General features: G+C 73.2%; 11 protein-coding genes. 1 reads left to right on the forward strand and 10 read right to left on the reverse strand.

Annotated elements, in window-relative coordinates:
- Nucleotides 1–94: 94 nt before the first annotated feature.
- The 9 genes from AB0H12_RS38865 to ald all read right to left on the reverse strand — a co-directional run bounded on the left by AB0H12_RS38865 (nucleotide 95) and on the right by ald (nucleotide 10,547).
- Nucleotides 95–3,859, reverse strand: coding sequence for an nSTAND1 domain-containing NTPase (locus tag AB0H12_RS38865; protein ID WP_499629944.1), 3,765 nt, complete (start codon nucleotides 3,857–3,859; stop codon nucleotides 95–97).
- A 173-nt stretch (nucleotides 3,860–4,032) separates the two neighbouring features.
- The gene (locus tag AB0H12_RS38870; protein WP_499629946.1) at nucleotides 4,033–4,776 is read right to left on the reverse strand and encodes a pseudouridine synthase; all 744 of its coding nucleotides are present in this window, start codon (nucleotides 4,774–4,776) and stop codon (nucleotides 4,033–4,035) included.
- Nucleotides 4,769–5,470: an SMC-Scp complex subunit ScpB gene (gene scpB, locus AB0H12_RS38875; protein ID WP_499629967.1), complete on the reverse strand. Its 702-nt coding sequence runs from the start codon at nucleotides 5,468–5,470 to the stop codon at nucleotides 4,769–4,771. The genes AB0H12_RS38870 and scpB overlap by 8 nt, the downstream gene beginning before the upstream one ends.
- A 68-nt stretch (nucleotides 5,471–5,538) precedes the next feature.
- Nucleotides 5,539–6,408: a segregation and condensation protein A gene (locus tag AB0H12_RS38880; protein ID WP_499629948.1), complete on the reverse strand. Its 870-nt coding sequence runs from the start codon at nucleotides 6,406–6,408 to the stop codon at nucleotides 5,539–5,541.
- Entirely contained in the window at nucleotides 6,405–6,722 is a 318-nt protein-coding gene (locus AB0H12_RS38885; RefSeq protein ID WP_499629950.1) for a hypothetical protein, read from the reverse strand. The genes AB0H12_RS38880 and AB0H12_RS38885 overlap by 4 nt, the downstream gene beginning before the upstream one ends.
- Nucleotides 6,719–7,693, reverse strand: a complete 975-nt coding sequence (locus AB0H12_RS38890) for a ParA family protein (protein ID WP_499629952.1) — start codon at nucleotides 7,691–7,693, stop codon at nucleotides 6,719–6,721. Before AB0H12_RS38890 ends, AB0H12_RS38885 begins: the two co-directional genes overlap by 4 nt.
- A gap of 124 nt (nucleotides 7,694–7,817) precedes the next feature.
- Nucleotides 7,818–8,186 carry an ArsR/SmtB family transcription factor gene (locus AB0H12_RS38895; RefSeq protein ID WP_499629954.1) on the reverse strand — a complete coding sequence of 123 codons (369 nt, stop codon included), beginning with the start codon at nucleotides 8,184–8,186 and terminating at the stop codon, nucleotides 7,818–7,820.
- 85 nt (nucleotides 8,187–8,271) lie between these two features.
- A complete protein-coding gene (gene xerD / locus AB0H12_RS38900) occupies nucleotides 8,272–9,174 on the reverse strand; it encodes a site-specific tyrosine recombinase XerD (RefSeq protein WP_499629956.1) in 903 nt (300 codons plus the stop codon).
- Nucleotides 9,175–9,437: 263 nt separating this feature from the next.
- The gene (ald, locus tag AB0H12_RS38905) at nucleotides 9,438–10,547 is read right to left on the reverse strand and encodes an alanine dehydrogenase (RefSeq protein WP_499629958.1); all 1,110 of its coding nucleotides are present in this window, start codon (nucleotides 10,545–10,547) and stop codon (nucleotides 9,438–9,440) included.
- 67 nt (nucleotides 10,548–10,614) lie between these two features.
- Here ald and AB0H12_RS38910 point away from each other — a divergent pair, with 67 nt between their 5' ends.
- Nucleotides 10,615–11,202, forward strand: coding sequence for a DUF1707 domain-containing protein (locus tag AB0H12_RS38910; RefSeq protein WP_499629960.1), 588 nt, complete (start codon nucleotides 10,615–10,617; stop codon nucleotides 11,200–11,202).
- Here AB0H12_RS38910 and AB0H12_RS38915 read toward each other — a convergent pair.
- The gene (locus AB0H12_RS38915; RefSeq protein ID WP_499629969.1) at nucleotides 11,191–11,571 is read right to left on the reverse strand and encodes a DUF2752 domain-containing protein; all 381 of its coding nucleotides are present in this window, start codon (nucleotides 11,569–11,571) and stop codon (nucleotides 11,191–11,193) included. The genes AB0H12_RS38910 and AB0H12_RS38915 overlap by 12 nt on opposite strands.
- Nucleotides 11,572–11,724: the final 153 nt, after the last annotated feature.

Genomic DNA, 11,724 nt, shown 5'->3' on the forward strand with positions numbered 1-11,724 from the left:
GCCACAATGAGTGGCGGGAAAACTTCATGATGTGATCTTGCAACGCCGGCCCGCAGGTGGCGGGGGTGATCGGATTGCCTTCCGCTCAGTGGAATCAGGGGTTGGCACACGGCGGGTCGTAGGGCAGGTCGGGGAAGTAACCCGCCCACTGCCGCCCGGTGATCCCGGGGTGCGCGGTGGCGCAGATCCGGTCCACCACCGCGTCCAGGTCGGTCTCCCAGAACCGCAGCACCGAGTCGCCCGCGCTGACCAGCGTGTGCCCGTCGTGCGCGAACGCCACCGAGTTGGCGCCCGACGAGTGCGCGGCGAACACGGCCGACTGCCGGGCGGGCCCCTCGCCCGCCAGGTCGTACAGGCGCAGGTCGCCGTCGGAGCCGGCGAGCACCAGCAGGTCGTCGACGGCGGCGGCGGCGCGCACCGCCGACCCCAGCGTCTCGACGGAGGCGAACCGCACCGGCGAGTCCTCGTCGTCGGCGTCGCCCCTCGGCTCGGGGTGCCGCCACAGCACGGCCGCGCCGTTCGCCTCCACCGTCACCAGCCCGCCGTCGGGCACCGCCGCCAACGCCGTCGGGTACCGGATGTCCAACCCGTCGCGGCGCCGCCGCTCGGGCCACATCGGGACGGTCGTGTCCCACTCCTCGACCGCCCCGCCGAGCTTGGTGACCACCAGCCGGTCGCCGGTGCCGTCGAACGCCAGCGCGCCGGTCGGGACTTCCGGGTCGAACTTGTCGGTGAACTCGGCGGTCTTCGTCATGGTCGCGACGTTCCACAGGCGCGTGGCGCCGTCGTAGCCGCCGGTGGCGAAGTGCCCGTCCTTCGGGCTGAACACCACGATGTGCGCCCGTCCCGCCTCGCCGACCAGGTCGGGCGAGGCCAGGCTGGTGGTCCGCCACACCCGCACCCGCCCGTCGTCGGCGACGGTGACCAGGTGCTCGCCGTCCCGGCTGAGCGCGGCGGTGCTGACCCGGCCCGGGTGCGCGGTCAACGGCCAGGCGGTGCGCGGACCACGCGGCTCGGAGATGTCGACGAGCCTCAGCACGCCCTCGACGTCGACCGTGGCGGCGAGGCCGCGGTCGGCGGCGACCACGACCGAGCGCAGCGCCGCCGGGTGCGCGACCGGCAGGTCGGTGAGGTCGGTGAGCCGGGCGGACCGGTCGCTGCCCGCGGTGACCAGGGCACGTCCCCCGTCGGCGAACGCCACCGCGGTGACCGCGGCGAGGTGGCCGTCGAACGCGGCGGCCTCGACCGGCACGTGCCGGTTCGTGACGTCCCACAGCCCCGCGGACCGGTCGTCTCCCGCCGTGGCCAGGACCCGCGCGTCCTCGGTGAACGCCAAGGCGCGCACGCCGGCGCCGTGCCTCAGGGCGGCGGTCTGCCGGGCGGGCCCACGCGGGTCGGGCACCTCCCACAGCCGCACCACCCGGTCCTCCCCCGCCGTGGCGAGCACCCGGCCGCCGTCGCCGACCGCCAGCGCGGTGAGCACGCCGACGCCGTCGACCAGGACGCCCGACGCGCCGGTGTCCAGGTCGACCGCGTGCACCCGGTCGCCGGAGCTGACCGCCACCACGTGCCCGGACAGGAACGCCACCTCGGGCGACGACGCGCCGGTCGCCGGCACCTCCGCCCGGACGCCACCGGCGGCCAGGTCCCACGCCCGCGCCTGACCCGCGACGAACCCGGCCACGAGGTAGCGGGCGTCGGGGGAGAACGCCAGGTCCAGCGTCGGCTCGTTCGACAGGTCGCTCAGCCGGTGCACGATCACGGGACGGCGGGGGTCCGCCACCCGCCACACCACGATGTGGTTGTCCTCCGCGCCGGCGACCCACTTGCCGTCGTCGGAGAACGCCAGCACCTTGGCCATGCTCAGCCCGGGCAACTCGCCCACGTGCTCCGGGTGGTGCGGGTCGGCGATGTCGACCAGCCGCACCTCCTGGGTGGTGGTGTCGTCGACGACGGCGAGCAGCGAGGCGGTCGCGCTGACGGCCATCGCGCGCACCCCGCCGACCCGGGTCGCGTACGGCTCGGTGAACGCGTCGAACAACGCGTCGCGCGTCTCCGGCAGCGGCGCGAGCCGGTGCGCGGCCAGCGTGAGCTGCAACGACAGCGCCGGGTCCTCGTCGCGCAGCGCGGCGGCCTGGGTGATCACCTTGTGCGCCAGCGCGATGTTGCGCTGCTCGGTCGCGGACCGCTCGGCGTGGAACGCGAACACGATCGCGCTGGACGCCAGCACCAGCAGCACGGCCATCACCGACACGAGCTGCCGCAGCCGCCGGGTGCGCCGGTGCTCGATGGCGCGCACCGCGTCGTCCGCGGCGATGCTGGCCTCCAGGAACCGGATCTCGCCGGGTGTGAGCCCGCGCGTCCCGTCGACCCACTCGCGCACCAGCGCCAGCCGGGTGCCCCGGTACAGCGCGCCGGGATCGTGGTCCAGGGCCTCCCAGGTGTGCGCGGCCTCGGTCAGCATCCGCTGCACCCGCAAGCCCGCCCGGTCCTCGGCGATCCAGTCGCGCAGCCGCGGCCAGTTGCGGATCAACGCCTCGTGCGCCAGCTCCACCGTGTCCCGGTCCAGCACCACCAGCCGGGCCTGCGCCAACGCGGCCAGCACCTCCGCGCTGTCGCTCTCGGCGTCGTGGTCGACCTCGGCGCGGGCGACGCGGCGCTTGGTGTCCTCGGTGCCCTCGCCGACCGCGATCAGCCGCAGGAACACCTGCTTGGCGATCAGCTGCCGGGCCGGGCTCATCGCCGTGTAGACGTGCTCCGCGCTGCGCGCGATCGAGTGCTCGACGCCGCCGACCTCCTCGTAGCCCGCCAGGGTCAGCGCGACACCGCGCCGCCGGCGCCACGTCTCCAGCAACGCGTGCGACACCAGCGGCAGCACCGCGGGCTGGCCCGCCGCGTCCGCGACCAGGCGCGTGACCAGCGCGGTCTCCACCTTGCAGCCGACCGCGACGGCGGGCGACACGATCGCCTCGCGCAGCTCGTCCGCGGACATCGGCCCGACCAGGACGTGCCCGCCGCGCAACACCTCCACCAGCTCCGCGTACTGGCCGCAGTGGCCGAGGAAGTCGGCCCGGACGCCCAGCACCACCCGCGTGCGGCTGGTCGGCGCGGACGCGGCGGTGGTCAGCGCGGCGATGAACGCGGACCGTTCGGCGGGGTCCTGGCACAGCGTGAAGACCTCTTCGAACTGGTCGACCACGATCAGCAGGTCGTCGTCGCCGCCGACGAGCGCCTGCCGCACGCGCAGGTGCAGGTTCTCCGGGTACGCGGCGAACTCGACGGCCAGCGCGGGAGCGTCCCCGCCGGTGCTCGCGGCGACGCGCACCGCCAGTTCCCGCACCGGCTGCGCGCCGGGCGTGAGCACGACCGAGGGCCGGCCCCACGTCGCCAGCAGGCCCGCCCGCAGCACCGACGACTTGCCCGAGCCGGACGCGCCGAACACCCCGGCGAACCGGCGTTGCGCGACGAGGCCCACCAGTTCGCGCACGACGCGGTCGCGGCCGAAGAACCGGTCCGCGTCCCGCACCTGGAACGCCGCCAACCCCGTGTACGGGGCCTCGGTCGTCTCCGGCGGCGTGCGCGGGTTCGCGTCGGCGATCCGCTCGGCCAGCGCGCGCCAGCGCGACTCCCACGCCGGGGCGTCACCGCCGCAGGCGCGCACGTACGCCAACGTGACCGCGAGGCTCGGCAGCTTCCGGCCGTTCGCCGCTTCCGACAGCGCCGCCGCCGAGTAGTGGGCGTCCCGGGCGAGCCGCCGGTACGTGGGGGCGCCCGCCCGTTCCCGCAGGGCCCGCAGGTCGGCGGCGAACTCGCCGAGGTCACGGCTGTCCGCCCGTAACGGGCCCTCCGGTCTGGCCATCGTCGCCCTCCCCTTCGACGAGGGCGATTGTTCAGAAAAGCCTGTTCAGCGTCCACGCGCTGACACTGAACAACCCGTCTGCCGTAGGAATGGCGGTGGAGCCGGGTAGGGGGTTCCTCAGGGGGGAGGGGCGCTTGGTGGTGAAGGGGGACTCCACCAAGCGCCTGCCCCGGCTACAGGCCGACGGCCTTGTAGAGGGAGCCCACTTCCTGGCGGTTGAGCACCCGCATCGAGCCGGGGCGCTGGTTGCCGAGGCGCACCTCGCCGACGGCGGTGCGGACCAGGTGCTCGACGGGGTGGCCGACGTGGTCGAGCAGGCGGCGCACGATGTGCTTGCGGCCCTCGTGCAGGATCACCTCGACCAGCGCCTTGCCCGGCATGGACGAGACCAGCTTGAACGAGTCGACCGCGATCGGGCCGTCCTCGAGCTCGACGCCCGCGCGCAGCCGCTTGCCCAGGTCCTTCGGGATCGGGCCCGGCACCTCGGCCAGGTAGGTCTTGGTGATCTCGTAGGACGGGTGCATCAGCCGGTGCGCGAGGTCGCCGTCGTTGGTCAGCAGCAGCAGGCCCTCGGTGTCGGCGTCCAGCCTGCCGACGTGGAACAGGCGTTCCTTGCGGTTGTGCAGGTAGTCGCCGACGCACGGGCGGTGCGCGTCGTCGTGCATGGTGGACAGGACACCGCGCGGCTTGTTGAACGCGATGGTGACCACGTCCTCCTTGAGCACCACGCGCACGCCGTCGACGTGCACGACCGCGGTGTCCGGGTCGACGCGGCGGCCCTGCTCGCGGACCACCTCGCCGTCGACCTGGACGCGGCCGAGTTCGATCAGCTCCTCGGCGACCCGCCGCGAGGCGATGCCCGCCTTGGCGAGCACCTTCTGGAGCCGGATCCCCTCGGGGTTGGCCTGGTCAGACATCGTCGATCGCATCCACTTCGGGCAGGAGGGGGGCGATCGGCGGCAGGTCGCCCAACGACGACAGCCCCAACCGCTCCAGGAACAGTTCGGTCGTGCGGTAAAGGATGCCACCCGTGTCGGAGTCCGTGCCCGTCTCGGCGATCAGGCCGCGCGCGACGAGCGTGCGGATGACGCCGTCCACGTTCACCCCGCGCACCGCCGCGATCCGGGCCCTGGTCACGGGCTGCCGGTAGGCGATGACCGCGAGTGTCTCCAACGCGGCCCGGGTGAGCTTGGCGCGCTGCCCGTCGAGCAGCAGCTTCTCCACGAATGGCGCGTAGCGGTCCCGCGTGTAGAACCGCCAGCCGTCCCCGATTCTACGCAGGTCGATGCCGCTGCCCTGCTCGGTGTACCGGTCGGCCAGCCGGCGCAGGGCGGCGGTGACGCGCTTCACGGACTGGTCGAGCACGCCCGCGAGCTGCTCCTCGGCGATCGGGCTGTCCACGACGAGCAGGATCGACTCCAACGCGCCGTCGAACTCGGCGTCGTCGGAGAGGTCCGGCAGCCCGCCCGCCTCGACCTCGTCCTCGGCCTCCACGGCCGACGGCGCCATGCCGGGCTCCGCGACGGCGGCGGGTCCAGCCACGTCCGCGGTGGACCCGGCCACCCCGCCCGCGCCCGTGACCTGCTCGAACCCGGCCGCGACCGACTCCACCGCCACGTCGGGCCCGACCACCGGCTCGTCGGCCGCACTCGGCTCGGGGCCGGTCGCTGCGTGGTCGCTCACCCGTACTCCTCGTCCTCGTCGCGGGCCTGCGCCTGCGCCTGTTCGATCGTGCCGCCGACCCACGTGATGCGCAGCTCGCCGAGCGGATCGGGCTGCTCGAAGGCCAGCGACTGCTCCCGGTAGAGCTCCAGCAGCGCCAGGAACCGCGCCACGACCTCCATCGTCTCCGTGCACTCGGCGATCAGCTCGGCGAACGTGGCGGTCCCCAGCTCCGCCAGCCGTGCCCGCAGCACGTCCGCGTGCTCGCGCACCGAGACCCGGTGCTGGTGGATGTGCGAGGTCGACACCGTCGGCGGCGGCTTGGGCCGGAACACGACCGCGGCGATCTCGCTGAACCGCCGGGCGTCCACACCCAGCATCACCTCGGGCAACAGCCCCTCGTACCGCTCCTCCAGCGCCACCGACCGCGGGTAGCGCCGGTACGCGCCCCGCTCCAGCTCGGCGAACAGCGCCGCGACCTGCTTGTACGCCCGGTACTGCAGCAGCCGCGCGAACAGCAGGTCCCGCGCCTCAAGCAGCGCCAGGTCGTCCTCGTCCTCCACGTCGCCCGAGGGCAGCAGGCGGGCCGCCTTGAGGTCGAGCAGGGTCGCCGCGATGACCAGGAACTCGGTCGTCTCGTCGAGGTCCCACTGGTCGCCCAACGCCCGGATGTAGGCGATGAAGTCGTCGGTGACGGTGTGCAGCGCCACCTCGGTCACGTCGAGCGTGTGCTGCGAGATCAGCTGGAGCAGCAGGTCGAACGGTCCCTCGAAGTTGGTCAGCTTGACCTTGAACCGGCCGTCGTCCGGGGCCGCGGGCTCGACCGCCTCGACCACCTCGACCGGCGCGGCGACTCCGGGTTCGGTCTCGGGTGCGTCACCGCTCACTGCTCGCGCAACCTACGCACCAGCAGCGACTCCTCGCCGTGCCCTTCGAGGTCGTCCAGCACGATCGCGATGGCCTCGCGCACCACGCGCCCGCGGTCGACCGCGAGACCGTGCTCGCCGCGCAGCGCCAGGCGCGCGTGCTCCAACGCCAGCAGCTCCTCGTCGGACACGTACACGGTGATCTTCGTCGAGTGCTTCTGCCGCCCCGTGCCCCGCCGCGGCGCCGGCTGCTCCTGAGCGGGCACGTCGGCGGCGGCACCGGTCGTGAGGCGGAACAGCTCGGACGCGCCCGGCAGTGATGGGCGTCGGGTCACCGGGCGATCACCTCGCGCGCCAACGCGCGGTAGGCCTTCGCGCCCGCCGAGCGGGGCGCCCAGCTGGTGATCGGCTCGCCGGCGACGGTCGTCTCCGGGAACCGGACGGTGCGGTTGATCACCGTGTCGAACACGACGTCGCCGAACGCCTCGACCACGCGCGCCATCACCTCGCGGGAGTGCAGCGTGCGCGGGTCGTACATGGTGGCGAGGATCCCGGTGATCTCCAGCTTCGGGTTCAACCGCTCCCTGACCTTCTCGATGGTGTCTATCAACAAGGCGACCCCGCGCAGGCTGAAGAACTCGCACTCCAGCGGGATGAGGACGCCGTCAGCCGCCGCGAGGGCGTTGACCGTGAGCAGGCCGAGCGACGGCTGGCAGTCCACCAGCACGTAGTCGTAGTGCTCGATGACCGGGCGCAGCGTGCGGACCAGCGTGTGCTCCCGGCCCACCTCGGAGACCAGCTGGATCTCCGCGGCGGACAGGTCGATGTTGCTCGGCAGCAGGTCCATGCCCTCGACCGGGGTGCGCATGATCACGTCGCGGACGCCGACGTCGCGCTCCATGATCACGTTGTAGATCGTCTGGTCGAGCTGGTGCGGGTGCACGCCGAGGCCGACCGACAGCGCGCCCTGCGGGTCGAAGTCGACCAGCAGCACCTTGCGGCCGTACTCGGTCAGCGCCGCGCCGAGGTTGATGGTGGACGTGGTCTTGCCGACCCCGCCCTTCTGGTTGCACACCGCGAGGATCTTCGCCGGACCGTGCCGGGCGACGAGCGGTGGGTCGGCGACGTAGCGCAGCGGGCGGCCGGTCGGCCCGATATCGCCCGCGACCTGCTCGGTCGTGTCTTCGTCCGCGGGTGCGGCGTGCGGGGCGAGGCTCAGCTCGACCGAGGCGCGCGGCACACCGGACGGTTGCGGGGGTGGTGGAGGTGCTCCCCACGCCTGACCCGCGTGCTCCGGTGTCGACATCGCCTTCCCGATTCCTAGTCCTCTGCCTGGGCGCAGCCTAGGCACACCGAGGTCCACCGGCAACGCGCCCCGCCGAAGCGCGGTCAATCGTTCTCAGCGCGTTTCGCGGGGGCTCGGCGGAGGCTCAGGGCGTCGCGGCCACCTGCGCCCCGGTCCGGTCGGCGGCGTGGCCACGGGCGTCGCGGCAGTTCCGCTCGGCCGCGCGGAGCACCACGTCGAGCAGTCCGGGGAACAGCTCGTCGAGGTCGTCGCGCCGCAGCGACACCCACCGCTGGTTGCCGCGGGCCCTGGTCCGGGTGATGCCCGCTTCCCGCAGCACGCGCAGGTGCTGCGACAACGTGGACTTGGCGACCTCCACCATCAGCGCGCCGCACAGGCGCTCCCCGTCGGATTCGATCTGCCGCACCACCGCCAGCCGGGTGGCGTCGCTCAACGCGTGCAGCACCGCGCCCAGCTCGATCGCGCTGCGCTCGGGCTCGTCCAAGTTCGGCACCGGGTCGGCACCTCCAGCTCGTCGGGCTCATCGGACGTGGGTGGGCGCCCGGTCGGGCGAGCGGCCCGAGGTACCCGTGGACCGCTCATGTCCCACCTGATGCGCGAGGATGGGCGGTCGCGTAGACCTCGCGCAAGGTGTTGACGGTGACCAGTGTGTACACCTGCGTCGTCGTCACGGAGGCGTGGCCGAGCAATTCCTGCACGACCCGCACGTCCGCGCCGCCTTCCAGCAGGTGGGTGGCGAACGAGTGCCGCAGCGTGTGCGGTGAGACTTCGGCTTCCACGCCCGCGCGTTCGGCCGCCGTCTTCAGCACCTGCCACGCCGTCTGCCGGCTCAACCTGCCGCCGCGGGCGTTGAGGAACAGCGCGGGCGTGCCGCGCTTGGCCAGGGTCGGGCGGGCTCGCACGAGGTACGCCTCCAGCGCCGCGAGCGCCGGGCGGCCGACCGGCACGATGCGCTGCTTGCCGCCCTTGCCGTCGAGCAGCACGGTGCGTTCGGCGGCGTCGACGTCGTCCACGTCGAGCCCGACGACCTCGGAGATCCGCGCGCCGGTGGAGTACAGCAGCTCCAGGAGGGCGCGGTCGCGCAGGTGGGCGGGGGTGTCGGCGGGGCCTTCGAGGAGCTTCAGCACGTCGTCGACGGGCAGTGCCTTGGGCAGCCGGCGCGGTGGGGTCGGCGGGTGGACGGCGCGGGCGGGGTCGTGCGCGGTGACGCCTTCGAGGTGCGCGAAGCGGTGCAACCCCCGGACCGCGACCAGGGTGCGCGCGGCGGAGGAGGCGGCCAGCCCGGACTCGCGCAACGTGGCCAGGAAGTCCCCGACCAGCGTTTCGGTGACGTCGGCGAGGTCGTCGACCCCGTTGGCCGCCAGGTGCGCGACGTACCGGCGCAGGTCGCGGCCGTAGGAGTCGAGCGTGTTGCGCGCCGTGCCCCGCTCCACCGCCAGGTGGTCCAGGTACGCGCCGATCGCCCGCGACGCGGGCGTCACCCGCGATTCCGGAGCACCTCCCGCAGGGGTCCCCACCCCAGACGTCGACCCAGGCGTACGCCCCGCCGAGGCGCGGGCGCGTCCCACAGAGGCCCCCGCCGCACGCGTACGCCCCGCCGGAGCCGCCGCCGTGGAGGCCGCCGCAGGCGCATGCCCCGCAGGGGTCCCCGCCAGGGGGTCCCCTGCTTTCATCCTCCCAGAGGGGTCCGACAATTCCGGCGTCCCGCCGCCCGCCGGCACCGCACCGCTCCCCCGCCGAACGCTCACAACGAGTCCAGCGGAACGTGCCGCATCCCGTGCGCCTTCGCCACCTCGGCCTGCACGACCGCGCCGCGCACCGCGTTCACGCCCTTCGCCAACGCCGGGTCGTCGCTGATCGCCCGTCGAAAGCCCTTGTCCGCCAACGCCGTCACGTAGGGCAGTGTGACGTTCGTGAGCGCCCACGTCGAGGTGTGCGGCACCGCGCCCGGCATGTTCGCCACGCAGTAGAACACCGAACCGTGCACCCGGTAAGTCGGGTCGTCGTGCGTGGTCGGCCGTGAGTCGGCGAAGCAACCGCCCTGGTCGATGGCGATGTCGACGAGCACCGAGCCGGACCGCATGCTCGACACGAGCTCGTTGCCCACCAGCGTCGGGGCCTTGGCGCCCGGCACGAGCACCGCGCCGATCACCAGGTCCGCCCACCGGCACGCCTTCTCCACCTCGTACGAGTTGCTCGCCACGGTCTGCAGGTGCCCCCGGTACGCGAAGTCGATCTGCCTCAGCCGGTTGACGTTGGTGTCCAGCACGACCACCTCGGCCTGCATGCCCACGGCCACCGCGGCGGCGTTCACGCCCGCCACCCCCGCGCCGATCACCGCCACCTTCCCCGCCGGCACACCTGGCACGCCGCCGAGCAGCACGCCGCGCCCACCCTGGTTGCGCTCCAGGCAGTGCGCGCCGACCTGCACCGCCATCCGCCCCGCGACCTCGCTCATCGGAGCGAGCAACGGCAGCGAGCCGTCCGCCAGTTGCACGGTCTCGTAGGCGATGGCGTCGATGCCGGAGGTGACGATCGCCTGCGTGCAGCGGGCGTCGGCGGCCAGGTGCAGGTAGGTGAACAGGGTCTGACCCGGCCGCATCCGGTGGAACTCCTCGGCCACCGGCTCCTTCACCTTGAGCACCAGCTCGGCGTCGCCCCACACGTCGTCGACGTCGGGCACGATCTCCGCGCCGGACGCCGCGAACTCGCGGTCCGGGATCGAGGAACCGCCGCCGGCTCCCGCCTCGATCAGCACGCGGTGGCCCCGGCGCACCAGCTCCACCACACCGGCCGGGGTGATGGCGACCCGGTGCTCGTGGATCTTCACCTCTCGGGGAACGCCGACCAGCACCCCTGAAGCGTAGGTCGACCAGCGGGTTCCGGCTCGACCAGCGGCTCGCGGCTGTTAGCGTTTACGTGTGTCGGAACCACACCAGGTGCGCATCGGCGACCAGCAGCGCGAAGAGGCGATCAGCGCGCTGAACGACCACTTCGCGGCCGGTCGCCTGGAGATCGGCGAGTACGAGCAGCGCGTCGGCTACGCGTCCGCGGCCCAGTCCGCGCAGGAGCTGGCGGCGCTGTTCCACGACCTGCCGCAGCCGCACCCGGTGTTCCTGCCGCCCGGCTACCCGCCGACGGCCGCGTACCCGACCCCGCCGCCGCCCGGCTACGCGGCCACGCCCGGCCAGGGCATCCCCGGCTACCCGCCGCCCGGCTACGCGGACCCGTCCCAGACCTACGGCTACCCGCCCGGCTTCAACCCGAACGCGCCGTACGGCTTCGACCCGTTGACCGGGCAGCCGTTGTCGGACAAGTCGCGCATCGCGGCGGGCGTGCTGCAGCTGGCGCTGCCGTTCGGCATCGGCCGGTTCTACATCGGTGACACGGCGATCGGCATCGCACAGCTGCTGACCTGCGGCGGGTGCGGAATCTGGTCGTTGATCGACGGGATCATCCTGCTGGTCAACGGCGGAACCGACAGCCAGGGCCGCAAGCTACGCGACTAGGTTCCGCGCGACCATCCACGTGACGGCCAGCGCCACCACCGGCACGCCGACCTTCCGCGACACCGGCGGCGCCGGCCGTCCCCGCTTGGCCGCCCGGAACCACCGCACCCACAGCCAGGCCAGCAACGGCAGCCCGACCAGCAGCATGACGGCGTTGAACTGCCAGGCGGCGACCAGGTCACCGTGCAGCAGGGCGTGCACCATCCGGGTCGACCCGCAGGCCGGGCACTGGATGCCGGTCAACGCGTAGAGCGGGCACGGCGGCAGGAGCGACCCGGGCTGGTTGGGGTCGACGAACAACAGCACCCCGCACCCGCCCACCGCCGCCGCGGCCACCGCCAACGGCCCTCGCACACCCACGCCACCCATCATCCGCCGCTCCCGAACGTTGAACTCACACGTCCCGAGCGTAGAACTCACACGTCCTGAGTGTTCGACACGCGGGACCCGAGCGTAGGACTCACGCGACCCGAGTGTTCGACACGCGGGACCCGAGTGTTCGACACGCGCGCGTGTCGAACG

Origin of the sequence: Actinosynnema sp. NPDC023794, assembly GCF_040639675.1 — a bacterium.
Classification (GTDB): domain Bacteria; phylum Actinomycetota; class Actinomycetes; order Mycobacteriales; family Pseudonocardiaceae; genus Actinosynnema; species Actinosynnema luteola.

Bases quoted from the DNA above. Each gene is read 5' to 3' on its own strand.
- AB0H12_RS38870 (WP_499629946.1), bottom strand. From the start codon at position 4,776: ATGTCTGACCAGGCCAACCCCGAGGGGATCCGGCTCCAGAAGGTGCTC.
- AB0H12_RS38865 (WP_499629944.1), bottom strand. From the start codon at position 3,859: ATGGCCAGACCGGAGGGCCCGTTACGGGCGGACAGCCGTGACCTCGGC.
- AB0H12_RS38890 (WP_499629952.1), bottom strand. From the start codon at position 7,693: ATGTCGACACCGGAGCACGCGGGTCAGGCGTGGGGAGCACCTCCACCA.
- AB0H12_RS38915 (WP_499629969.1), bottom strand. From the start codon at position 11,571: ATGGGTGGCGTGGGTGTGCGAGGGCCGTTGGCGGTGGCCGCGGCGGCG.